This window comes from Streptomyces sp. A5-4, assembly GCF_051131715.1.
Classification (GTDB): domain Bacteria; phylum Actinomycetota; class Actinomycetes; order Streptomycetales; family Streptomycetaceae; genus Streptomyces.
This window is the reverse complement of the sequence record NZ_CP178591.1, coordinates 3,966,207-3,988,087: the sequence shown is the minus strand read 5'-3', so window position 1 is coordinate 3,988,087 and position 21,881 is coordinate 3,966,207. Positions and strand designations below refer to the sequence as shown.

Annotated in this window: 25 protein-coding genes; 24 read left to right on the top strand and 1 reads right to left on the bottom strand. The window is 67.9% G+C overall.

Translation table 11 applies throughout. The features are described from left to right. The first annotated feature begins 5 nt into the window (after positions 1–5). Together ACLLJJ_RS18345 and ACLLJJ_RS18340 are read left to right on the top strand one after the other, a co-directional pair. On the top strand, positions 6–1,193 hold the full coding sequence (locus ACLLJJ_RS18345) for an amidohydrolase family protein (RefSeq protein ID WP_214967305.1): 1,188 nt from the start codon (positions 6–8) through the stop codon (positions 1,191–1,193). A 119-nt stretch (positions 1,194–1,312) separates the two neighbouring features. Next, positions 1,313–1,867 (top strand): hypothetical protein, encoded by a 555-nt coding sequence (locus ACLLJJ_RS18340; protein ID WP_434592614.1) that lies wholly within the window; start codon positions 1,313–1,315, stop codon positions 1,865–1,867. 40 nt (positions 1,868–1,907) lie between these two features. On the opposite strand, the gene ACLLJJ_RS18335 is transcribed toward ACLLJJ_RS18340, so the two are convergent. Further along, complete coding sequence (locus ACLLJJ_RS18335; protein WP_434592611.1) at positions 1,908–2,744, bottom strand: helix-turn-helix transcriptional regulator; 837 nt, start codon at positions 2,742–2,744, stop codon at positions 1,908–1,910. Between the two features lie 375 nt (positions 2,745–3,119). On the opposite strand from ACLLJJ_RS18335, the gene ACLLJJ_RS18330 reads away from it, so the two are divergent. From ACLLJJ_RS18330 to ACLLJJ_RS18225, 22 genes are all read left to right on the top strand, one after another. Further along, positions 3,120–3,434: a transcriptional regulator gene (locus ACLLJJ_RS18330; protein ID WP_251059953.1), complete on the top strand. Its 315-nt coding sequence runs from the start codon at positions 3,120–3,122 to the stop codon at positions 3,432–3,434. A 35-nt stretch (positions 3,435–3,469) separates the two neighbouring features. Beyond that, the gene (locus tag ACLLJJ_RS18325; protein WP_434592608.1) at positions 3,470–3,808 is read left to right on the top strand and encodes a hypothetical protein; all 339 of its coding nucleotides are present in this window, start codon (positions 3,470–3,472) and stop codon (positions 3,806–3,808) included. 57 nt (positions 3,809–3,865) lie between these two features. Then, complete coding sequence (locus tag ACLLJJ_RS18320) at positions 3,866–4,447, top strand: WhiB family transcriptional regulator (RefSeq protein WP_434592605.1); 582 nt, start codon at positions 3,866–3,868, stop codon at positions 4,445–4,447. Positions 4,448–4,509: 62 nt separating this feature from the next. Next, positions 4,510–4,869, top strand: coding sequence for a hypothetical protein (locus tag ACLLJJ_RS18315; protein WP_434592603.1), 360 nt, complete (start codon positions 4,510–4,512; stop codon positions 4,867–4,869). Further along, on the top strand, positions 4,869–5,732 hold the full coding sequence (locus ACLLJJ_RS18310; protein WP_434592601.1) for a hypothetical protein: 864 nt from the start codon (positions 4,869–4,871) through the stop codon (positions 5,730–5,732). Before ACLLJJ_RS18315 ends, ACLLJJ_RS18310 begins: the two co-directional genes overlap by 1 nt. 2 nt (positions 5,733–5,734) lie before the next feature. Next, the gene (locus ACLLJJ_RS18305; RefSeq protein ID WP_434592598.1) at positions 5,735–6,463 is read left to right on the top strand and encodes an ATP-binding protein; all 729 of its coding nucleotides are present in this window, start codon (positions 5,735–5,737) and stop codon (positions 6,461–6,463) included. Further along, a complete protein-coding gene (locus tag ACLLJJ_RS18300; RefSeq protein ID WP_434592596.1) occupies positions 6,463–6,810 on the top strand; it encodes a DUF4326 domain-containing protein in 348 nt (115 codons plus the stop codon). Before ACLLJJ_RS18305 ends, ACLLJJ_RS18300 begins: the two co-directional genes overlap by 1 nt. Next, entirely contained in the window at positions 6,810–7,229 is a 420-nt protein-coding gene (locus ACLLJJ_RS18295; RefSeq protein ID WP_381179867.1) for a DUF6195 family protein, read from the top strand. The genes ACLLJJ_RS18300 and ACLLJJ_RS18295 overlap by 1 nt, the downstream gene beginning before the upstream one ends. Next, the gene (locus ACLLJJ_RS18290; RefSeq protein ID WP_434592593.1) at positions 7,229–8,347 is read left to right on the top strand and encodes a DUF2637 domain-containing protein; all 1,119 of its coding nucleotides are present in this window, start codon (positions 7,229–7,231) and stop codon (positions 8,345–8,347) included. The genes ACLLJJ_RS18295 and ACLLJJ_RS18290 overlap by 1 nt, the downstream gene beginning before the upstream one ends. Positions 8,348–8,430: 83 nt before the next feature. Next, entirely contained in the window at positions 8,431–8,982 is a 552-nt protein-coding gene (locus ACLLJJ_RS18285; protein ID WP_434592590.1) for a hypothetical protein, read from the top strand. A 777-nt stretch (positions 8,983–9,759) separates the two neighbouring features. Then, positions 9,760–10,023: a hypothetical protein gene (locus ACLLJJ_RS18280; protein WP_434592587.1), complete on the top strand. Its 264-nt coding sequence runs from the start codon at positions 9,760–9,762 to the stop codon at positions 10,021–10,023. Positions 10,024–10,033: 10 nt separating this feature from the next. Beyond that, the gene (locus ACLLJJ_RS18275) at positions 10,034–11,011 is read left to right on the top strand and encodes an NlpC/P60 family protein (RefSeq protein WP_434592585.1); all 978 of its coding nucleotides are present in this window, start codon (positions 10,034–10,036) and stop codon (positions 11,009–11,011) included. 50 nt (positions 11,012–11,061) lie between these two features. Then, positions 11,062–11,400 (top strand): hypothetical protein, encoded by a 339-nt coding sequence (locus tag ACLLJJ_RS18270; RefSeq protein WP_214967284.1) that lies wholly within the window; start codon positions 11,062–11,064, stop codon positions 11,398–11,400. A 3-nt stretch (positions 11,401–11,403) separates the two neighbouring features. Beyond that, positions 11,404–12,714 (top strand): hypothetical protein, encoded by a 1,311-nt coding sequence (locus ACLLJJ_RS18265; protein WP_434592583.1) that lies wholly within the window; start codon positions 11,404–11,406, stop codon positions 12,712–12,714. Beyond that, a complete protein-coding gene (locus ACLLJJ_RS18260; RefSeq protein ID WP_434592581.1) occupies positions 12,695–14,341 on the top strand; it encodes a hypothetical protein in 1,647 nt (548 codons plus the stop codon). Before ACLLJJ_RS18265 ends, ACLLJJ_RS18260 begins: the two co-directional genes overlap by 20 nt. A gap of 6 nt (positions 14,342–14,347) precedes the next feature. Then, complete coding sequence (locus ACLLJJ_RS18255; protein ID WP_434592579.1) at positions 14,348–15,874, top strand: SCO6880 family protein; 1,527 nt, start codon at positions 14,348–14,350, stop codon at positions 15,872–15,874. After that, entirely contained in the window at positions 15,871–17,307 is a 1,437-nt protein-coding gene (locus ACLLJJ_RS18250) for an ATP/GTP-binding protein (protein ID WP_434592578.1), read from the top strand. The genes ACLLJJ_RS18255 and ACLLJJ_RS18250 overlap by 4 nt, the downstream gene beginning before the upstream one ends. A 62-nt stretch (positions 17,308–17,369) precedes the next feature. Continuing rightward, positions 17,370–17,690: a DUF6238 family protein gene (locus ACLLJJ_RS18245; protein ID WP_244210010.1), complete on the top strand. Its 321-nt coding sequence runs from the start codon at positions 17,370–17,372 to the stop codon at positions 17,688–17,690. After that, positions 17,690–17,953 (top strand): hypothetical protein, encoded by a 264-nt coding sequence (locus tag ACLLJJ_RS18240; RefSeq protein ID WP_434592574.1) that lies wholly within the window; start codon positions 17,690–17,692, stop codon positions 17,951–17,953. Before ACLLJJ_RS18245 ends, ACLLJJ_RS18240 begins: the two co-directional genes overlap by 1 nt. A gap of 39 nt (positions 17,954–17,992) precedes the next feature. After that, positions 17,993–19,441 (top strand): type IV secretory system conjugative DNA transfer family protein, encoded by a 1,449-nt coding sequence (locus ACLLJJ_RS18235; protein ID WP_434592571.1) that lies wholly within the window; start codon positions 17,993–17,995, stop codon positions 19,439–19,441. Then, complete coding sequence (locus ACLLJJ_RS18230; protein ID WP_434592568.1) at positions 19,438–19,941, top strand: hypothetical protein; 504 nt, start codon at positions 19,438–19,440, stop codon at positions 19,939–19,941. Before ACLLJJ_RS18235 ends, ACLLJJ_RS18230 begins: the two co-directional genes overlap by 4 nt. 545 nt (positions 19,942–20,486) lie before the next feature. Further along, the gene (locus ACLLJJ_RS18225; RefSeq protein ID WP_434592565.1) at positions 20,487–21,749 is read left to right on the top strand and encodes an IS701 family transposase; all 1,263 of its coding nucleotides are present in this window, start codon (positions 20,487–20,489) and stop codon (positions 21,747–21,749) included. The last annotated feature ends 132 nt before the right edge of the window (positions 21,750–21,881 follow it).

The following is a 21,881-nucleotide window of genomic DNA, read 5'->3' as shown; positions in this document are numbered from 1 at the left end:
TCACGATGCTGATTACCGGTGGACGAGTGCTCGTCGACTCGGGGACCTACCTGGAAGACGGTGCCGTTCTCATCGAGGGTGACTCGATCTCTGCCGTCGGGCCGCGCAAGGAGATCGAAGAGCGGGCCGGGGCCGACGTGCCTCGATTCGAGTTCGGCGGAACCGTGCTGCCGGGGCTCATCGACGCTCACGTTCACCTGGCCTTCGATGGCGGGCCTGACCCGGTGTCCACCCTCCAGGGCTCGACGGATGAAGCCCTGTTCGAGGACATGCGGCGGCGCAGCGAACAGCTCCTGCGCAGTGGCGTTACCACCGTCCGCGATCTCGGCGACCGCGGCGGACTGGCGCTTCGTCTGGCTGCGGAAATCAGCGATCGGCGTACACCAGGACCGAGGATCGTCTCCGCAGGCACCCCGGCCACCACCGTGGGCGGGCACTGCCACTTCCTCGGCGGCGAAGTCTCCGGCGAGACCGAGATCCGCGAGCTCGTACGGCGCAACCTCGCGGCCGGGGCAGGCGTCATCAAGGCGATGGTCACCGGCGGCGGTCTCACGAAGGACGGCCCCAGGAGCCACCAGTCGCAGTTCACGGCGGAGGAACTGGCCGCCCTTGTGGAGGAAGCCCACAAAGCGGGCGTGCCTGTCGCGGCCCACGCGCACGGTGCCGACGGCATCGCCTCAGCCGTAGAGGCCGGCGTCGACACCATCGAGCACTGCACTTGGATGTCGAGCGATGGCCTGGACTTCCGGCCCGACGTGGTTCAGCAGATCATCGCGAAGGACATCACCGTCTGCCCGGCCGTAAGCCCGCACTGGCAGATGCTCCCGCGCTTCTTCGGCGAGGAGCGCGCCAACGCGATGTTCGACCTGGTGCGGCAGATGGCCGACGCCGGAGTCCGCCTGATCGCGGGGACAGATGCAGGCGTGCAGCGTGCTGGCTTCGACGGGCTTGCTCAGGCCCTGTCGTTCTACTCGCACCTGGGTCTGTCGAACGCCTCGATCATCGACATGGCGACGTCGCAAGCGGCTGCTGCCCTGGGCCTGGGCGGGATCACGGGGAAGGTCGCTCCCGGCTACCGAGCGGATCTCCTCCTGGTGGACGGTGACCCGCTCGCGGATCTCTCCGCACTGAGCGGAGTCCAAACCGTGTTCGCCTCCGGTCTGCGCCACGAACCGAACAGCACGGGACAGTAAGAGCCTCACCCTGATGCCCCGTTTCCTGACCCTCGCGGGTCCGGGGAACAGGGCACCAGTGCCGCTTCAGGAACATTGGTGATTCGATGCATATTAGGGCGGCTTGTACCGTAGACGGCATGTCTGTGGATATTCGTACTGTATTGCGTAAGCAGGGGGATGAGCTGCGGCGCTTTCGCCGGAACCTGTTCTCTACGGAGCCGGCTGATAGCGGCCTGGCCTCTGTCCTGCCCGAAGACGTGCTGGAGCAGTTGCGGGCGGAGGGAAGGACGGTGCCGCACCGCTTCGGACCGGTGCGCTCGGTGGCCGACCGGCATGCTGTCCTCACTATCGTCGGGGACATCATCGACCAGGCCGTACTCCTGGACCGCCCTGGCCGGGAAGGGGCTGTGCTGACACTGTCGGTCGCCGCGCGGCACAAGCAGCTCGGCACTCGCCAGGCAGTTGACCCGGGGGAGGCGCGGGCCTGGGTGGAGGCGATCGTGGGCCCCAAGTGGCTGCCGCACTTCTACTCTGCTGGGGCCCTGAGCGGCTCCACTGCGGGCGAGACCTCGCCATCGAGGCCGTTGACGACGCAGTACTTCTACCTGTTCCTCGGCGCGGACGGTGTCCCGCACGCCGAGCCAGAACATCAGCTCGGCGTGCAGTTGACCCCGCTCATCCAAACGGCCTGACGATCACCAGAGTCCAGGGCGAACGTCGCCTGATGCGGCACTAGTTGTTGGTGCTTGGACCGGCCTTCTTGTCCAGCTCGCTGGCGAGGTCGTTCAGGATCGAGAGGACATCGGCTGGCAGTCCCTCGTCGCCCATCCCGCGGGCCCGGACTCGGCCCACCTTGCCCTGCTTGGCCGCCGACATGAGGCGGAGCCCTTCGTAGACCTGCCGGGCGACAGCGTCGTTCGGCTCAAAGTACAGCTTGGAGACGTCGAAGAACCGGGCCAGACCTTCTAGGACCACGGGTGCCGGTTCGTCGTCCTCACCCGTTCGTAGGGCCTCGATGTCCTCGGCTGAGATGAGCTGGGAGCCCGCGTAGGCGTTCACCGAGTCCGCGATCTCTTGGTCCCCCGGCGCGGTTCGGCCCGGATAGGAGCGCTCCAGCAGGAGAGTGATCTTCTCGGCCAATGTCTCCGGCACCTTCTCGGCCTCGGCGGCGTCTTCGTCGGCCTCTCCGAAAGACCGGTCCTGGGCGCGCTTCAGCTCGTCCGCGGTCACCCCGTAAGCAGCCGCCAGGAGAGGGATGTACCGGTCCTTGAGCCGTCGGACGCCCTGTTCAGCCCCAGCCACCGGCCCATCGCTCTTGGTTCCGATGACCGCCCGCGTCTCGTACCGGTAGAGGCCGGCGTCGCACCGCAGGTCGGTCAGATCGGGCAAGCCGTCTCGCGGGAAGAGGTCGTCCAGCGGCCGATTGAGCACTCCGGCGAGAGCAGGCAACTTCTCCTGATCGGGTGTCGTCGCTCCCGACTCCCACCCCGCCACGGTCGAATCCGCAGCACCAAGAGCGGACGCCACGTCGGCCTGCGACACGTCCGCGGCTCGACGTACCGCGCGCACACGTTCTCTGTCGAAACGGCGAGCTGGCATCGGACCTCGTTTTTGTGGTGAACCGAGGAAACCTCGGGCTGTTGACTTTTTACGCGAACCAAGATAGCTTCATCTTAGCGAAAAACGAGGGGGTTCGCACCCTTCTCAGCCTTCGCCCACCTGCGGTTCCCATCGTGGTCCGACTTGGTGGAGAGGGGATACCGCGCATCAACCGGGCGCGTTCCTTCCCCTCGAAACGCCATCGGCGCCCGAGAGCTCGCACCTCTCGGACGCCAGACAGCTCGTGATCCGCGGCCCCCGACAAGGGCGCTGGTCACTCGCACGGCCACTCCGTGTCCTTTCGCACGGCACGACGGAGCGGCGTACCACATAAAGGAGTGTCGCATGTCCCCTACTACGGACTGCAACCCGAAGGTGGAGATCCCTTCGGGCCCGGCCGAACGGCTGGCAGCGCAACTGTCGTCCATGCTGCCGGAAGCCGCTGTCGTACAGGTGCGCCTTCAGGGGCCTCGGACCCTGTGGCCTCACCTCGGGCTGACCGCCGTGAACGCCCGTGGACGGACACTTCGTGTCCCACGGGCGAAGGCGCTCACAATCGCCCGGTGGATCATCCGCTCGTTCCCCCAGGCCGGGTGGGCGGCCTCCGGCGGGCATGCCTTCGACCTGCGGACCGCTGAACTGCGCGGGCTGGAAGCGTGACGGCGGCCGTGGCACCGGTGCATGCGGGCCCGGCCGTGGACGTGCAGGGACTCGCGGCCGTCGTCGGCCTCCTGGCCCAGGCCGGCGGCTTGGACGCCCTGTTGGGCAGTCAGGCTACGGACTCCCGCGACAAGCGTCTGCACATCGGGTACAGCGAAGCCGCTGAGCGGCTGAACATTCCGGAAAAGTGGCTCCGCGAGCGCATATCGACGCTCCCGCACCGGAAGTTCGGGAAGTTCGTTCAGTTCACGGAGGACGACCTCCACGCGATTTCAGATATGCACTTCGTCAGTCCTGGCGCAAAGACCCAGAGGGATGACGAGTCAGCACTGATGGCGCTTCAGCCTTCTAAGCGCTCTCGTAAGCGTTCCTGATCTCCTCTCGCGCCCGATTGCGACAATCCGCGGCGCTGCGAAAATCGCGAGATACAAATGAGCACTGACATATCCAGCCTCATCGAGGCTGCGCACCAGGGAAACTGGCTGCCCCTCATAGAGGAGTCGAAGAAGGCTCCGGGTAAGCACTGGGCCGAATTTGCCCGGTGCGCGAACCAGGACATCAACATGTTCGTCCCTCTCGCAGACGGTCCCCGGGAAGACCCTGACTCGGTGAAAGCCAAGTTGGGAATCTTCCTCAACCGTCCTCGCAACCTCTGCGCGTCATGCCCGTTGGCCGTCGCTGCCCGGTGCCTCGTGGAATCCCTCAAGGATGACGACGAGTACGGAATCCGGGGCGGTCTCCTGGCTTCTGAGCGTTCAGAGCTGCGGCGTGCGTGGCAAGACCGGGACAGCAATAAAGCCGTAGAAGGCGCGCTTAGAGGGTGCACCGCGGCCTTGACCAAGCCCGCCCGGGACGCCGTGATTGCGCGCTTCGCCACTGATCCCTCACTGGACGCTGCCGCCGTCGCTCGCGGGCTTGGCGTGACGCACGAGTATCTGCTGAAACTCGCCCGTCGCTACCGAAAGTCTCAGGCCGGGCAGGGCACGCCCCCTCTCCGCGTCGTCGCCGCCTGACTTCGCTCCCGAAGAAACGACTCTTCCGGACGACGGACCCTGCGTTCACGGGAGTTCTTCCCATGCTTCAGAACAGCCCCACCGGATTTCAGCGCACGGCTATCGGTGCCGAGATCCGAGAAATTGCACCTACCGCCGTACTCGTACGGGTGTATCCCGTACGCCGGTCTGTTACCCACCTCTTCGAATCGGATTTTTACCGCATGCTCATCGACCGCAGGACCGAAGAGGAAGTAGCACGCATGGTCAGGCGCGGTTTCGGCAGGACCGCCGACTGGCGTCGCGCTCACGATTTCTTCCTCCCTACCGAAACGCTCTATCTCACCCCGGAGCCGCATCAGAACGGCTACGTTCCGGAGGATGACCAGTCTTTTGGACTTTCCCTCAGCCGTCGCATAGCCATAGGCGACGGTGACCACTGATGAGCGCCATAGCGACCGAACTGGTCTGGTCACAGTCGAAGTCATGCAGGGGCTCGCGCCTCGTCATGCTGGCGCTGGCCCGCGAGGCGGACGACGACGGCAAGGCAACGCTAACCCTTGATGAGATATCCGCTGTTACCCGCCTTACGCCTCGTTCGATAACGAAATGTCTCGGAGAGCTGGCGAAGCTCGGAGAACTGAGCCACGAACGCGGAGGGGGCGCTTCCAACCCGAATTCCTACTCCATATTGCTGTGTAGCGGGACCGCCGAGGAAACCACTAGCACGGTGAAGGAACTTCCTGCTCTCCACCCCGGCGGGCCAGAAGTGGGAGAGAAGGACCAGGAAGTTCCTTCCCAGAACCTCGCTGGCGAAGTCGGAAGTGGGAAGTTTCGGCACGCAGATTCGGAAGTTTCTTCCTCGCGCGTACGTGGTGGTAATACTCCCTACGGGAGTATTACCACCACCAAAGAGCAAGCTAGCTTGCCGAGGTCGCGCCGAGAGAACAACGCTGTCGAGCAAGGCTCGGTGACGGTTCCTGACGGAGCCAAAGACCTGGTAACAGCCATAACAAGCGCTGGAATGCTCGTTGGCTGGCGACTGACCGACTCTGAATGGGATCGGGTAACAGCTCTCGCAGCACGCTGGGGAAATGAACGGCTGGTCGAAATGGTGGCGCGGCGATGGAACGCCGACCGCCCGCCACAGTCCGCCCGCTATCTGCTGCGCATCTGGGCGGATCTGCCCTCGCACGCTCCCGCCGCAGCCTCTCAGGGGAATGTCGTGCCGTTGCGTCGGCAGTCCGGAGGCTGGGTTCCCTTTCAGAACACCGCTGCCCCCAGCGCTTACCAGAACGGATTTTGATCATGGCAGAGCCAGAACGCGCGGGCAGCGCCAGGTCGATGCGCGCAATGGAACGAATACTCGCTGCGAAAGGACTTCAGGCCGTGCCGGATGCCGACCCCGCCGACGAAGCATCGGAAGAGAACCCCGGAGATCGCGAGTGGCACTCCCGGGCTCGGGCCGACTACGCCCTGAGCCGCTGGCAGAGGGCCACCCCTCCCCGGTTCCGTGACGCGGAGGCCACGCTGCCGGAGGTCATCGGCTGGGCCGACCGGGCACTCAAGGACAACGCCGGGGCTGGCGCTCTGCTCCTCACCGGCCTCACGGGGACGGGTAAGACGCACCAGGCATACGGGGCCTTGCGGAGGATCGCGGCCGGCGGGCCGGACCGGTTCGAGCTGATCGCCGTGAACTCGGCGGACATGTACGGCAACCTGCGCCCGTCACAAGTCATGGGCGCCGCAGAACACGAGCTGCAACGGCTCAGCCGGGTTCAGTACCTGTTCCTCGATGATCTCGGTACGGCGAAGACCTCGGAATGGACCGAGGAGGTCACGTACCGGCTGATCAACTACAGGTACAACCACTGCTTGCCGACGATCATCACGTCCAACCTGCCCGCCCGCGATGAGGCCGGGCCTGACCTGACCGACTTCGTCGGGGCCCGCGTGGCGAGCCGTCTGGCCGAGATGGTCACGACCCTCGTGCCGATGATCGGCGCCGACCGGCGCCGCGGCGGGAGGGCGGCGTGATGCCCGTCCGCCTTCGCGGAGCGTCCCGCGACGCCGCAACGCTGTCCACAGCCTGTGTATACGTCGGACCGCGCAGCCGGTACGCGAACCCGTTCACAGCCGGGGCTCGGTCCCCGCTCGGTCCCCCGATGGACGCTGCGGAGTCGGTAGACCTCTTCACAGCCACGCTCCGGGGCCCGGTCGGACGCCACTACGCAGCTCGCTTCACCCGAGCGCTGCGCGGGCTCGACCTGATGTGCACATGCCCCCTTGACGCTCCGTGCCACGCGGACGTTCTTCTTCGCCTCGCCAATGAGCCCGGCGACGGCACCGCACCCCGCACCACCGATCTTCTGGAAGGCCCCTGATGAGTCACCCGATCATGTTCGCTGCGGCCAAACACCTCACCACCGCAGAGGAGCGGCGCAAGACCGCTCGGGAGGCCGCGTTCCGCACCTGGGGTCCGAGGTCGATCACCGCAGCCTCCAAGTACGCACGCACCCTCTTGGGGGCCGCCGCAGTCACGCTCGACTGGGAGGTGCTGGGGCTTCTCAGCTTCGAAGAACACCTGCAAGCTTTCGCGTCGCTCGACACGACCGGGGGCCAGCACCTGGAGCTGTACTACACCGACCAGGGCGGCACAGAACGAATCTCGCTGCGGGTGTCGTGCGTGAGCTGCCCGAGTCAGCACGTGCACGAGGTCACCTCGTTGGAACAGCTCGGACAGCTCCTCTCGCAGACCCCGGCCTGGCAGGACATCAGCCCGCGCGACGGGGGCAACCACTGATGTCACACACGCACATAGACACGGCGGCAGGAACCGCACGGCAGGAGGGCTACAGCCTGCGCGGAATGACGGCCTGGGACCGCAGTGCGATCATCCTGCTCGGCGCGGCCGGCTTCGCCTTCTCGTACGACGCACTGCGTCAGATCGCCCTCGCGATCCACGCCAGGGAGACCTTGTCCTACCTGTTCCCGGTGTTCATCGACGGGTTCATTGCCTACGGCGTGCGGGCGATCGTGCTCCTTCGGCACCAGCGGTTCGGCGCGCGGCTCTACGCCTGGTTCTTGTTCCTCGCGGCGACCGGGGCGAGCCTCGGCGCGAACGCTCTGCACGCCATCACGCTGAACGATTCTCCGCAGGCCGGACGGTCCGCGCTGCACCTCACGGACAGCGTCGTGGGTGTGCTGTCGATGCTCGCGCCCCTCGCGCTGGCGGGATCGGTCCACCTCTACATCCTGATGGCGCGGACGGCTGAGCGGGCGGTCCCGGACGGGGTTGACTCTGGTCCCGGACCGGTCCGCGAGACGTCGCCGATGCTCGAACGCGTCGCAGTCCAGCAGCGTCCTCGTCCGCTGGAAGCACCGGCGCCGATGCCTCCGCTGCCGTTGACAAACGGTCCGTCCGCGCCGCAGGCCGCCGCCGCAGCAACCGTTGACCTGCGGAAAGCCGAGCCCCAGCCCGACGAAGAAGAACGTACGGAGGACACCGCGGCCCACCCGTCCGCCGAAGCGGACGAAGAAGAGGCGGAGGGCAAGAGCGCGGACGGACCGGACGGCGGACCTGCGGACCACACGCCGACCACAGCACTTCCGGAGGACACGGAACCCTCCGCGCCCACGGCGGTCCGCACCTGGACGGACGGAGAAAAACCGTCCGTCCCGGACGACGCGGAATGCCCACAAGACCGGGAGGCGGACGACGACTGGTTGGCAGAGCTGCTGCCGATTGCGCGAGCGGCTACCGAGCGAGCCGGACGGACCAGTCGCGAGGTTGTAGGGGACGCCGTCCGCAAGCATCAGGCGATCAGCAACGACCGGCTTGGTGTGCTGCTGGCCCGGCTGAAGGAAGAGGACGACGAGGGGGCAAGGACACCCGCGGCTGCCTCCAGCTCCCTCTGGTGATGTCATCTCATGACGGGCCCGGGGCCTGTGTGGCTCGCGCCGTACAGGCCCTGGCCGGTCAGCTTGATCAGGAAGGAATGACGATGTGGTCTCGCCGACGCGACCGGGCTGAGGACGCCGCCCGCGCCGATGCCGTACAGGCAGCGTCCGCCCTCGCGGTTCACCTCCAGGGCGGGGGCAGTCTTGTGCCGGTCCAGGCGGACGGTCTTGCCCTTGCGGCCGGTGAGGTCGCCTTCGCGGACGTGGCGTGCTCCGCCGCCCGCTTCTACGGGACAGGGGTCGGCTACCCCACCTCGGCGAGCGGGTATTTCGAGGACCACCCGACCTTCGGCCGGCGGTGGGTGAGCAACGGTCGTCTCGACGCCCGTCGGCGGCAGGAAGCGGAGGACGCCGCCCGTCCGCAGTGGCGCGATCACACCGCCGCCCGAGTGGTGCTCACGTCGGCCGGGGTACGGCTCCTGCCGGTGGGGGCTCGTGAGTGGATGCCGTTCGACCACGTCCTCCTGACCGGAGTCGCCGCTGAACCGCCCGCCGTCGTGCTCTCGTACAGCACGTGCGCGCCCCTGCTCCTCACCAGCCCGGCCGCACCGTGGCTCGGCGTGGCCGTCGAGCACCTGCACCACGCGTCCTCATAGGGCCGCAAACCCTCTCCGCCGCGAAAGCCGGAACTTAATTCCAGGAATTAAGTTCCGGCTTTTTCTGTGATTCGAGTTGTCCGCGGACCCCTGCAATGATTCAGGCACGGCCAACGCCACAAGGCATTCCCCGGCCGTAGAGATCTATTGGCGATCTCCCCCGAATCACGCAAGGGACTGATGACCTTGATATGAGTTACGCACCCGCAGCTCAACCCTCTCGCAGATGCAAAACACGATCGAACTCTTTCACATATGAGACAGGCAGATAGAGCTACACGCTCCGGCCTGCTTCTCAATTTCTCCGGCATTCGCCGGTAAAGCCCGCAGGAGGAATCCCCCTCCTTCCTGCGAAGGAGCGGCGCGGCCCGAGCCCCCGCGGGGCCGCGCCGCTCACACTTCCGAAATCTCTTGCACCAAGGTTGTGGTCCCCGCATGCCTCGATCCACCCGTTTCATACCTATATCAGCCGTAATAGGGGTTGCTGGTTCCCTGGCCCTCCTGTCGACCGGCTGCTCCAGCTCTAGCGGCACTTCCGCGGCCTCGACCGCGTCCGCGCAGCCGCACTCCGTCTCGGCGGGCATCCCCGACACGGCACCGCCGCACAGCAGCGCTACCGCCTCCCCGGCATCTACCGCGCTCCCGGCAGACGTTGAGCGGACGGCGCGGGCCTTCGCTACGACTTACGCGGAACACGACGCCCGCGACGGCGCCGACAGCTCGTACGCGGATGCCGGCGTTCGGGCCGCCCGGCTCGCCTCGGGAGAACTCGCGGGCGTGCTCGCCCAGAAGCGGCCGAGCCAGAATGCCGCCTGGGCCGCCCTGCGGGCCGAGAAGGCCCGTCAGACGGCGAAGATCACGGAAGCCGTCGTACCCGACGGTGCACCTGCCGTAACGGCCTCCTCCGCCCTCGTCCGCGTGAGTTACATCCTCACGACCACCCCGAAGTCCGGCCACGCGCGCAGCAGTAGCGAACAGCTCGCGCTCCGCCTGGAGCACACCGCCAAGGGCTGGCGCGTCACCGCCTTGCCCTGGGCGTGACGGGGCCGCGATGAACAAGGGCACGCAAGCTGGCCTGGGACTCGTCACGGCCGGGCTCATCACCGGTGTCGCCATGCTGACCACGTTCGGAGGGGCCGACAGCGCCTCCGCGCAGGAAACCGGCCCTGGTGGCGGCATCAAGACGGACGCGCCCGTACCGGGCTGGGTACGCGAGCTGATCAACAAGCACGCGGGCGAGTGCCCGCAGGTCACAGCCTCGCTGCTGGCGGCTCAGCTCTACACCGAAAGCAACTTCAACTCCGGCGCGACGTCGCCCGTCGGCGCCCTCGGCATCGCTCAATTTATGCCGGGGACCTGGGTTCAGCACGGCAAGGACGGCGACGGCGACGGGGTCAAGGACATCCGGAACCCGGCCGACGCCATCGCCGCGCAGGCCGCGTACGACTGCACCTTGGCCAAAGAGGTCAAGAAGGTGCCGGGCGACTCGACGGACAACATGTTGGCCGCGTACAACGCGGGCGGCGGCGCGGTGATCAAGTACGGCGGCATCCCGCCGTACCCCGAGACCCGCGACTACGTGCGCAACATCCGTGCGCTGGCCTCGAAATGGGCCGACGCCGTCAGCCCCGACGCACCGGCCGGCAAGGGCGCTGCTCGCGCGATCACCGCCGCGAAGACAGCTCTGGGCACCTGGTACCGGTGGGGCGGCAGCTGCGTCATGCCGTACGAGGGCGTGGGCGGCTGCGACTGCTCCTCGCTCACCAAGATGGCCTGGTCAGCGGCGGGAGTGAACTTGCCGCGCACTACGTACGACCAAGTCCACGCAGGGACCGCCGTCAAGGCCGTCTCCCAGCTCGCCCCGGGTGACCTGCTGTTCAGCGTCCCCGGAAGCGCCGGACCTGAGCACGTCGGCATGTACATCGGCGGCGGCCAGGTAATCGACGCCCCGCACACCGGGGCTCAGGTGCGGATCAAGCCGCTCAGCTACTGGAAACCGCAGATCATCGCGATGCGGCACGTCGGCTAATCGCGCCAAAACATCCCAAACCATCCCTCACAGCACCAAGGGGCTGAACCATGCACAACCTCCTTTCTGCCGCTGCCGATCCCTCCCTGCACACCACCCTCGCCGCCGGAGTCGACGTCGTGTCCGGCGTGAAGCCCGACTGGGGCCCCTTCGGCAAGCTCGGCGGAACGGCGAAGGTGATCCTCGGCGTCATCGCCGCCGTCGTCCTTGTCGTCGGGGCGGGCGCGTTCCTCGCCGGTGTCGGAAAGTCGAAGGGCTGGTTCGGTGAGGGCCACTCCACGATGGACAGCTCGCGCGGCAAGGGCATGATGGTCGGCGGCCTGACCTGCGTCTTCCTCGTCGCCTCCTTCGGCACCATCTTCGCCATCACGTACGGCATGGGTGTGTGACCCATGCCTTTCCGATCCCGGAGGAACGTTTCCTCCTCGAAGGCCAACGGAGCGCGCCGCCCGTCGGCCAAGCTCTGGGGCATCGCGGTCGGCGGCGCGGCAGTGGTCACCGCGGCCGGGGTGGTCGTCAGCATGACGACGGGCACCCCTCCGGCCACGGCCCCCTCCGCGTCAGCACCGGCCCACTCGGCTCCGCAGACGAGCGGCGAAGGCGTGCGCGAGCTGCACGGCGTCCCCGTCGGCTACCCGCACACTCGATCCGGTGCCAAGGCAGCGGCAGCCAACTTCACGACGGTCAGCGGAAGTTCTCGGTTCCTCACGGACAAGGACGCGCGGCACCGTGCGGTGGCAGTCATGGCGGCCAAGGGCACGGCCGGAGCGGCGGTGAAGAAGGCCGACCACGCGGCCGAGGACGCGGTCGGCTCCCTGCGGGGCGACACCTCCAAGGTCTCCGCCGAGAAGACCGTCGCGCGTACCGGTGTCCTCTCGGCTCACGTCCTGGGCTTCGACGCCCACGACGCGATGGTGCGGCTGTGGACCACGACGGTTCGCGGCAGCGCGGCCGGACACGCGACGCCGAAGACGGGTTTCCAGTCGGTGACGGTCACGCTCACCTGGGAGGCCAATGACTGGAAGCTGAAGGACAGTTCGGCCTCGACGGGATTGGTCGCTCCGATCGACGTGCGGCAGGCGTCCAACGTTTCGGGCGACTTCTCGGACTACGTTCCGGCCGCTGCAGAAGACCCCGTGCTGAGCGGCACCGAAGACCGGAGTGGATTCCCGGCCCCATACAGGCGCGACGAGCGCGGCGCGCGTGCCGCCGCCGTCAGCGCCACCATGCTCTACGGTGACCCTCGGTTCTTCACCGATGAGGACTGGCGGCACCGGATGCTGGCGGCCACCGCCGCGTCGAGCGTGCTGCACTCGGTCACCTCGGACACCGACTCGACGGCTCGTCTGGTCATGGAGAACCGTGGGGTCGGCGCCGACGGGACGACCGCTGACGGCAGCGAACTGATCACGCGGACCGCGGCGCTCGCCACTCGTTCGATCTCGTACTCCGACCAGGCCGCGAGCATCGAGCTGTGGACTGCGTCGGTGGGCGGCGTCGCAGGGAAGGACGAGACGCAGCGCCCGCAGGTGGCCTTCCTGCGCATGACCGTGGATCTGGTCTGGGAGGACGGCACCTGGAAGACGACGGCCGTCACGCCGTCCGAACCGCTCGTGCCGTCGCCGCCGGCCATGCAGGAGGCGGACCCGGCCGACAGCTTCGCGGACGTGGGGGGTGCCAGCAATGCGCCTGCGACTGCGTGACGACGCCCCCGGCCTGTTGACCATCGAGCGGGGAACCCCGGGCCGCTGGCGCCGCCGCCTCCAAGCGGTGGCCATGGTCAACGTGATCATCGGGTTCGTGTTCGTGCCCTCGGCGGTGGCCAACCCCTTCTGCTACATCCCGATGGTGTGCGAGGCGAAGGCGGCCATCGACTTCGTCAAGGACCCGCTGGGGTTCCTGCTCCAGAAGCTCACCGAGGCGAACATCTGGTTTCTCCGCAAGATGCTGGAGCTGATCCAGAACACGACGAAGATCGACCTGACGAGCCCCGGCTTCCTGAAGCAGTACGCGATCATTTTCGCGGCCTCCAGCCTGCTCACCGTGGCCCTGTGGCTGATCGCCGTGGCCAAACGGGCGGTCCGCGGAGTTGCCCTGACCACCGCCGTATCCGAGGCGATCGGCTTCCTGCTCCTCCAGTTCGTGGTCAACGCCATGACGCCAGGCGCAATCGCACTGCTGATGAAGGCCATTGACGAAGTCACGGCCATCTTCGAGCCGTACGCGACGAGCAACTTCAAACCGTTCCTGGAGAACATCCTCAAGGTCATGGCAGCCAACCCCACCGAGGGCGTAGGGCAGCTGCTGGTCGTCAACCTCATCATGATGTGCGGCGCCCTGCTGATGTGGATCGAGCTGCTGATCCGCAGCGCGGCCATCTACGTGGCCGTCGCGCTCGGGCCGATCGTCAACGCCGGGCTAGTCGACCGCGACCTGTGGGGCAAGTCGAAGAAGTGGTTCGGCGCCATCTTTGCCATCGGCCTGAGTAGACCGATCTTGTTCGCCCTGCTCGGCCTCGGCGGCGCGATCCTCAGCGACACCTCGGGGAGCATGTCCGACGCGGTCTCCAAGACCCTGGTCGGCGCGTTGATCCTCCTGCTCGCCGTCTTCGCGTCCGCCACCCTCTACAAGTGGGTGCCCGCCTTCGGCGACGAGATGGCCAGCCTCCACCACGACCGCAAGAGTGCACAGTCCTCCGGCCCGGCCGCCGCAATCGACGGCCCCGCCCAGCACGCCAACAGGGCGATGGGCGCTCGTGTCCAGGACTCCTTGGTCGGCGGCTCCAAGACCGCTGGTGCCAAGACCGCTGGTGCCAAGACCGCTGGCGCGAAGATGGGCGGCGGAACCGCTGTGGCCGGGCCGATCGCGGCCGGGGCCGCCGTTGCCAAGGCCGGCGTCGACATGGCGAAGAACAAGGCCACCAGTTCCCCAGGCGCGCAGGGCACCGACGCCGCAGGCGGCGGCAAGCCCGAACAGCCCGAAGGCCAGCAGGGCGGCGACGACACCGCCGGTACGTCCGGGGCACCGGCCGCTGCTCGTCCCCAGGGAGCGACCTCCGACCCGGTCGTCAGCTCTTCTCCGGACTGGTCCTCGGCCGGTGGCCACGCCTCGGCCGGACGCCCGCCCGGAGCCAGCGGGGCGCCGAGCACGGCACAGCCGCCCTCCCCGCCGTCAACCGGCACGGGCAGATCGGGCCAGACGCCCCCCTCGTCTCCCTCTTCCGCATCAGGAACCACCTCGGGCTCCGGGCCCTCCGTCACACCCCCGCCGCCGTCGCGGCCCTCGGGCGGCCAGGCACCCGGACGACCGAACCCCAGCAAGGATCAGTGACACCCCATGTCGACTCGTACGTATCAGTTCGGAAAGCACCGCCCGACCGGGTTGGTGGGCCGCCGCGACCTCGGCGAACAGGTCGTCCTCGGTGGCGGCGCCGTCACCGGCATCCTGTTCGGCTACCTCTTCAACGGCGTGACGGCCATCGCCGCGGCGTGCTTGGTCCTGCCGATCCTGCTGGCTCTGGTCATCGTGTACGCCCCGTACCGGCCCAAGGGCACGTCCCAGCGGCGCACGCTCTACCGCTGGTGGCGGATCAACCGCTACCACCGCAAGGCACTCCGCCGCACGGGCGGCGTGTGGGTGTCCCCGGCTGTTGAGGCCGGCGTACGCCGAAACGGCACCCCGCCGGATGCCGCCCTGGTGGAGCCGGAAGGCGTCACTGGCATGACGTGGGTGCCGGTCACGGTCCGCGGGCAGCAGGCTGTTGTGGTCCTCCAGCCGGAGGCCGGATGCGTCACAGCCACTCTGGAGATCGCCTCGCCCGGCCTCGGCGGCAAGGAAGTCGGCGAGCAGATCGTCGCCCTGGAGCGCTGGGGCGAACTCCTCGACGCCTTCGGGAACGTCGAAGAACACCCGGTGAAGCGCATCCAGGTTCTGGCTCGGCAGATGAAGTCGGACCCCTACGCCCACCAGCGTTACATCGCGCAGCGCGACGAGTCGGCCGCGACGACGGACGCCCCGCAGTGGCTGAAGGACTCGTACGACGTACTGGCCAACGCCGTCTCCACCAGCGCCGAGGAACACCGTTACTACATCACCATCCACGCCCAGTTCACCCGTGACCTGGCGGCCGAGGGCGCCGCCCGCGGTACTGGTGACGAAGGGATCGCCGCCGCCATGGCCGCGTACCTGGATGAGCTGTGGTCCCGCGCGGAGGACGCCGACCTCTCCGTGATCGCACCCCTGGACGAAGGCCGGATGACCGCGTTCATCCGCAACTCCTACGACCCTGACCACGCCATCTGGGACACCGACCTCCGGCAGGCGCACGCCTTCCCCCGCAACGTCGACGTCCGCGACGGCGTCCACGTTGCCACCCGCGCGGCAGGCTCCACGGATAGCTGGTACCACGCCACGGCCGCGGTCGTCGGATGGCCCACGACCCCCGTCGGCCCCGACTTCCTCTCGCCGCTGCTGATCGGGATGCCCGACGTCATCCGCACCATCTCGATCACGCAGCAGCTCGAACCTAACGACAAGGCCGTGGAGCGGATGCTCGCGGAGGACACGAACAACCAGGCCGAGATCGACCGTGACCGTAAGCGCGGCAAGAACATCGACCCGCGCGACCAGATCGCCGCCAGCGCTACCGGATCACGCGGCATGACCCTGGCCTCCTCCGGCGCGGCCGGCTCCGCCGTCGTCGGCTACATCACCATCTCCTCGCGCAGCGCCGAAGAGCTGGAGCGCACCAAGCGCACCACCGCCTCCCGTGCCCGCAACGCGCACCTGCGTATCGAATGGCTCGACCTCGAACACGCCCGCGCCTTCGCAACGACCCTGCCCCTCGCCGGAGGCATCAAGTGACAGACCTCCTCGACCTCGCCCCGCTGTCGCCGATGCACGAGACGGTGCGCCGTCCCCTCTACACCGAGACGACCACCAGCCAAGCCCTGTACCTGCCCATCGCACCGCCGACCCTCGGCACGGCAGGCGCGATCATCGGCCGAGAGCTGTACTCGGGCAAGGCGTTCATCTACTGCCCGTTCTCGGCGTTCGGTGACGGCCTGCCCGGCGGCAACATGATCGTCATGGGGGACACCGGCCGGGGAAAGTCGGCCCTGACCAAGACGTATGCGGCCCGGCAGATCCGCCTCGGGCGTCAGGTCGTCGTCCTCGACACCAAGGAGCAGAAGGAGCGCGAGGAGGGCGAGTGGGCCGCGCTCGGCCGCTCGCTGACCGGCAAGGCCCCGGTGAAGTTCGCGCCCGGCGGCGGCCGTGCGGCCTCATGCATCAACCCGATGGACCCGGCCATCGCGGGCAAGCGGCAAGTCGAGCTGGTGCGCACAATCGTTGAACTCGGGCTTGGTAAGGCCCTGGACGAGTTCGCCGGCTCTGCCCTGCGGATCGCGATCCGCAGGGCCCACCAGCGGGCGGGAGAACTCGGCCGCACCCCGGTCCTGGCCGACGTCGCCGCCGCGCTGCGGTCCCCGGAAGAGTCCGACGCGACGGCCAAGAAGCGTACGCAGGACGAACTCCTCGGTGACGGCCTGGAGGCGTCCTACGTCCTGGACCGGCTGTGCGGCAGCGAACAGGACGCGACCGGCGACCTGACGGGCATGCTCGACGGCCCGACCAGCCTGGGCGTGGATCTCGACGCCGACATGATCGTTTTCGACCTGACCAAGGTCCCGTCCGGCGGCGTCGCCATGACCATCCTCGTCGCCGTGATCTCGGTCTTCCTCGAAGAGGTCTGGCTGCGCCCGCTGTGCGAATGTGGGACGGAGCCGGGGCAGCACAACCGCGTCGTGGTCGACGCGAACTCCGGGGCCTGGGAGCTGGGGCCGAACCCCGGCTCCGGCTGCCGTCGCTACACGCAGCGCAAGCGCATCCTCGTCTGCGAGGAAGCCTGGCACATCCTCGGAACCCCCCAACTCGCCTCGCTCCTTGAGAAGTTCCTGAAATTCGCGCGGGGATACGGGTTGAGCTGCATCTTCATCGTCCATCACCTGTCCGACATTGACGACAGCCCAGAGACCCAAGCGGCGTTGAAGATGGCCGACACCATCGTGATCTACAGCCAGAAGAAGGCGGAGGCGGAAGCGACGGTGGCCCGGCTGGGTCTGCCGTCCTGGACTGCCGAGCACATCATGCGCCTGCGTCGCGGGATCGCACTGTGGAAGGTCGGCGAGGTGATCTACCCCGGCGTCCAGCATCTCTTGGTGGAGGCCGAGCAGCACCTGTGCTTCTCCTCCGGCTCGATGACTGACCTGACCAGCACCTCCCCGGACGCCGAATGAGCGGACACCGCCTCCTCTCCGCTGCCGACCCCTTCCACGCAGATTCGGAACGAGCCCTCATCATGACCGTCACCACCGACCACACCACGCTTCCCGCCGATGAACGCGCGGTGCGACAGGACATCGACCAGTTGCACGCCGAAGCGCTCGACCTCGCCCGGCGCATGAAGGAACTGGCCCTCGTGCTGGACCACGGCGACTACTCCGCCGCTGGAGGTCGCGTGCGTACGGCCGTCGCCCACATCTGGCGAGCCGCCGAGGACCTGCACAGCGCTTTCCACACTGCGCCCCCGCGCTGTGCCGGTCCCGACGCGTCGATGTCGCGGCTGTGCGGCCGGCGAATGCGCTATTTGGCGGCCCGCGTCGCCCGGAGGGCCGAGTAGTGGACATCCTGCCCGGCGGAATCTCCCTGGCCTTGTACGCCGTGACGGCCGTGTGCGCGGTAACACTGGTGACGCTCTGGTTCCTGCTGAACCGCGGACGGCGCAACGCCGGATTCGCGAGCAAGGGACAACTCAAGCGCCAGATGTCGGCCAAAGCAGTCTTGAAGGCCACCGAGATCCGTCCCTCCCTCACCAGCGACGACAGCCACCCCCGCCGCGCAGCTGGGGTGAGCTTCGCGAAGGACCGCGCCGCCGCTCGCTGACCCTCCCTCCTTGTCGCCCACCTCGCTCCGGAGTACGTCATGCCCCACCCCCTCGATCCTCACGATTTCGGCTACTCATTGGGTACCTCGCAGCGCCCGAAGGGCGTCGACCTCTGGTCCCGCGCCGACAAGGCATGCCGGGTCATCGGCCCGATGGGCAGCGGAAAGACGATGAGGTTCTTCGCCCCGCTCGTCCGCAACTGGGCCGGGCCGGTCCTGGCCACCTCGACCAAGCCCGATCTGGTCGAACTCACCCTCGACGCGCGGCAGCGGGACGGCCGGCCCGTCGCGGTCTTCGACCCGCAGAACATCGCACCGAGCCTGCCGAAGTTCCGGTGGACGCCGATCAACGGCGCAGCCGACACGGAGGTGGCGATGATGCGTGGGAAGGCGTTCGTCGCGGGCTCGCGCACCCCCAACGGTGCGGCACAATCCAGCGAGGGCAGCGCCTTCTACAAGGGGCAGGCTTCCAAGATCCTCGCTGCTTTCTTCCACGCCGCCGCCCTCGACGGCGCCTCCCTCGACTGGGTGCTGCGGTGGGCGCGCAAACTGACCGACCCGGCACCCCTCGGCATCCTCAACGCTCACCCGGGCGCTGGCCCCGGCTGGGCGGACATGCTCCGCACGGCCACCACCGGCGACAGCCGCACCGTCGGCAACACCGCCTCGACCCTCGACGCGGCCCTCGAACCCTTCATGCACCAGTCGGTGATCAACGCCCTCCAGGGAGACGGAGAGGACCCCACGGACTTCGGCGCGTTCCTCGACGCCGGGGGCACCCTCTACCTCCTCGGCAAGGACAGCGAGGTGAACAGCGTCGCTCCGCTGACCACCGCGATAGCCGAAGACCTTCTGGATCTCGCGGAGGCGCACGCTCTCGCGTCCCCGGCCGGGCGACTCGACCCCGCTCTCCTCGCGGCCTTGGACGAGGCGCCGAACATCGCGCCTATCCCCTCCCTCCGCCAACGCGTCGCCGACGGCCGGGGCCGTGGTATCACGGTCGTCTACGGCCTCCAAGCGTGGGCGTCGGCTCGTGCTCGCTTCGGCGAGGACACCGCCAAGGAGCTGGCGGCCTTCACCAACAACGTCATCGTCCTGCCCGGGGACAAGGACCCCGACTTCCTGAAGGACATGTCCGACCTGTGCGGTCAGGTCGAGCGAGAGCGCACGACGAAGACCACGTCCGGTGGGGACCGCGGTGGCCACTCGACGGCCACGCACATGGCGCTCGAACCCGTCCTTCGAGGAGATGAAATCAGGGGTCTGCCCGCCGGGCACGCTCTGGTCCTCGCGGACAACCTCCCGCCGATCGTCACCCGGCTCGACGGCATGTGGACCTGGGATTCCTGGTCCGAGATCGAGGGTCACGTCCGTGACCTTCGAGCCGCCAACGAAGCCGAGCGGACCCGGCGGGCCACCGAGAGGAAGAACCAGGCCACGGCCCACGCGGCGGCGTGGGCCGGACGTGAAGGAGCGGCTGCCGCATGACCGAGACCCTGACCCGTTTCGAGCCCTTCCCCGAGCCGCCCGCATTGATCCTGGATTACATCGCGGAGCGGAGTACGGAGGAGTCCGTGGCCGCCGACGGTCCCGCCCCGTGGGACCTCGGCGCCCTGTCCGCCGAGTTGATCGAGCCGATGCCGGCGTGGCTCGATTCCGTGTGCCGCTGGCTGAACCGGACGTACGCCTGGCAGCCACAGGACGTGATCCCGCCCTGCTGGGTGAAGCACGCGGGCCTGGCATACGAGATCGCTGCCCTGGCTTTCGCCAGGGGAGACGCGTATATGGAGGCGGGCTCGTCCGTGATCTGGCACGAGCAGTACGACCGCTTCCTCACCCGAATGAACAAGACGTTGGGCAAGGCAGGTGACGATTGCCGCGTCGGCAAGCACGACGAGCGTCCGGCGCGTTTCCAGCTCGCGGCCTGGCCCACGGCCAAGGGCGAGGAGACGGAACCTGCGGGACGAGTCGAGGAGATGGCCGGATGATGACGGACCCGAACATGGTCTTCTCGACGGACCCTCGTCACGGGCTGGTGGCGCGAAGCGGCTGGGAGCAGGAGGAAGCACGGACCGTGCTTCGTGATCTCGGTTGGGAGTGGGCGGAGGAACTGCACGCCCTCGTCCCACCGGACGACGTGCCGGAGGTTGACGCCGGCCTTCAGGCAGTAGAGGAACTGCACCTGCACGGGCACCGAACCGGGTACGCCGTGGGGCCTTACGGCACGATGCGGTTGACCCTGGATCGCGCGGAACAGGTGTTCACGAAGGTCGCCGCTCGGGAACCTGGTGAGGTCACCCCCGACGCGGGCGCGAAAGAAAATGATCAGCCTGCAAGGACCAGGCGGCCTACGTACGGGGGCGTATCCGCTTGGGAAGGGCCGAGTGAACCCCACGGGCCCGAGTCCCCAGCAATCTAGAACGCCCTCCAGCAAGAGCCCATACCTGTCCTTCAGCGTTCGAGGAGCCCTAGTAGGGCTTTGTTAGGTATCCCGATTGATCATCTGCCGGTAGGTTGTGATGTCCTTTCAGGTGTGACACCTGAGGAGATGGAGACGGTCCGTCCGCGCTTGGAGGCGTTCGCGTCGGAGATGCTCGGTTCTCTGGCGCGGCGGGATCAGCGGGCCAAGGGCGAGCTGTACTTGCGCGGGCTGATGCTGGACGGCAAACGCAAGTCGATGCAGCCGATGGCCGAGCGTCTGGGCGTGGACCACCAGCAACTCCAGCAGTTCGTGGCCTCATCGACGTGGGACTGGGCCACGGTCCGGGAGAGGCTGGCTCGTTGGGCTGCCGCTCACATCTCGCCGGAGGCGTACGCCATCGACGATGTGGGTTTCCCCAAGGACGGCTACGACTCGCCGGGGGTGGCGCGGATGTACTGCGGCGCGTTGGGCAAGCGCGGCAACTGCCAGATCGGGGTCAGCGTCAACCTGGTCAGCGACCACGCTTCCTCGGCGGTCGACTGGCGGCTGTTTCTGCCCGAGAGCTGGGACGACACCAAGAACACCGGCGATGCGCTGCTGACCGGGGCGATCCAGCGCCGGCGCGCAAAGGCGGCCATCCCCGACAGCGAGCGGCACAAGGAGAAGTGGCGCCTGGCCCTGGACATGCTGGACGAGGTCCGCGAGGGGTGGGAACTGCCCGGCCTGCCGGTGGTCGCCGATGCCGGATACGGGGATGCGACGGGCTTTCGCGAGGGCCTGACCGAGCGCGGCCTGGCCTACGCCGTCGCGGTGAAGGGCACCACCACCGCCTACCCGGGCGACGCCGCCCCCGAGCGCCCGCCCTACAGCGGCCAGGGCCGCCCGCCCGGTTGGGCCTACCCCGCCCCGCACACCACTCTGCGCCAACTCGCCCTGGACACGGAGCGATCGGCGGCACGAACCGTGACCTGGCGCCAGGGAAGCAAGGCCACGAAGCGCAACCCCCGCGCCGAGATGCGCTCGCGGTTCCTGGCGCTGCGAGTGCGGCCGGCCAACCGCACGATCCGCCGCGCCGCCGACGGCACCCTGCCCGAGTGCTGGCTGCTGGCCGAGTGGCCGCCCGGCGCCGCCGAGCCCACCGACTACTGGCTCTCCACCCTCCCCGCCGACACCCCACTGCGTGAACTGGTCCGCATCGCCAAGATCCGCTGGCGCGTCGAACACGACTACCGCGAGCTCAAGGACGGCCTGGGCCTGGACCACTTCGAGGGCCGCAACTTCCCCGGCTGGCACCGTCACGTCACCCTCGCCTCCCTCGCCCAGGCGTTCTGCACCATGCTCAGGCTCGACCCAAAAGCCTCTGCGCCGGCCTGACCCTCTACGCGGTCCTCCGCGAGCTCCAGGCCCTCCTGGCCACCTGGACCGGCGCCTGCTCCATATGCGGCCAACCCGCACCAGAACCCGAACCACACCAACGCACCTAACAAAGCCCTACTAGTTGGGGTT

Bases quoted from the DNA above. Each gene is read 5' to 3' on its own strand.
- ACLLJJ_RS18345 (WP_214967305.1), top strand. From the start codon at position 6: ATGCTGATTACCGGTGGACGAGTGCTCGTCGACTCGGGGACCTACCTG.
- ACLLJJ_RS18340 (WP_434592614.1), top strand. From the start codon at position 1,313: ATGTCTGTGGATATTCGTACTGTATTGCGTAAGCAGGGGGATGAGCTG.
- ACLLJJ_RS18330 (WP_251059953.1), top strand. From the start codon at position 3,120: ATGTCCCCTACTACGGACTGCAACCCGAAGGTGGAGATCCCTTCGGGC.
- ACLLJJ_RS18320 (WP_434592605.1), top strand. From the start codon at position 3,866: ATGAGCACTGACATATCCAGCCTCATCGAGGCTGCGCACCAGGGAAAC.
- ACLLJJ_RS18315 (WP_434592603.1), top strand. From the start codon at position 4,510: ATGCTTCAGAACAGCCCCACCGGATTTCAGCGCACGGCTATCGGTGCC.
- ACLLJJ_RS18310 (WP_434592601.1), top strand. From the start codon at position 4,869: ATGAGCGCCATAGCGACCGAACTGGTCTGGTCACAGTCGAAGTCATGC.
- ACLLJJ_RS18305 (WP_434592598.1), top strand. From the start codon at position 5,735: ATGGCAGAGCCAGAACGCGCGGGCAGCGCCAGGTCGATGCGCGCAATG.
- ACLLJJ_RS18300 (WP_434592596.1), top strand. From the start codon at position 6,463: ATGCCCGTCCGCCTTCGCGGAGCGTCCCGCGACGCCGCAACGCTGTCC.
- ACLLJJ_RS18295 (WP_381179867.1), top strand. From the start codon at position 6,810: ATGAGTCACCCGATCATGTTCGCTGCGGCCAAACACCTCACCACCGCA.
- ACLLJJ_RS18290 (WP_434592593.1), top strand. From the start codon at position 7,229: ATGTCACACACGCACATAGACACGGCGGCAGGAACCGCACGGCAGGAG.
- ACLLJJ_RS18285 (WP_434592590.1), top strand. From the start codon at position 8,431: ATGTGGTCTCGCCGACGCGACCGGGCTGAGGACGCCGCCCGCGCCGAT.
- ACLLJJ_RS18275 (WP_434592585.1), top strand. From the start codon at position 10,034: ATGAACAAGGGCACGCAAGCTGGCCTGGGACTCGTCACGGCCGGGCTC.
- ACLLJJ_RS18270 (WP_214967284.1), top strand. From the start codon at position 11,062: ATGCACAACCTCCTTTCTGCCGCTGCCGATCCCTCCCTGCACACCACC.
- ACLLJJ_RS18265 (WP_434592583.1), top strand. From the start codon at position 11,404: ATGCCTTTCCGATCCCGGAGGAACGTTTCCTCCTCGAAGGCCAACGGA.
- ACLLJJ_RS18260 (WP_434592581.1), top strand. From the start codon at position 12,695: ATGCGCCTGCGACTGCGTGACGACGCCCCCGGCCTGTTGACCATCGAG.
- ACLLJJ_RS18255 (WP_434592579.1), top strand. From the start codon at position 14,348: ATGTCGACTCGTACGTATCAGTTCGGAAAGCACCGCCCGACCGGGTTG.
- ACLLJJ_RS18245 (WP_244210010.1), top strand. From the start codon at position 17,370: ATGACCGTCACCACCGACCACACCACGCTTCCCGCCGATGAACGCGCG.
- ACLLJJ_RS18235 (WP_434592571.1), top strand. From the start codon at position 17,993: ATGCCCCACCCCCTCGATCCTCACGATTTCGGCTACTCATTGGGTACC.
- ACLLJJ_RS18230 (WP_434592568.1), top strand. From the start codon at position 19,438: ATGACCGAGACCCTGACCCGTTTCGAGCCCTTCCCCGAGCCGCCCGCA.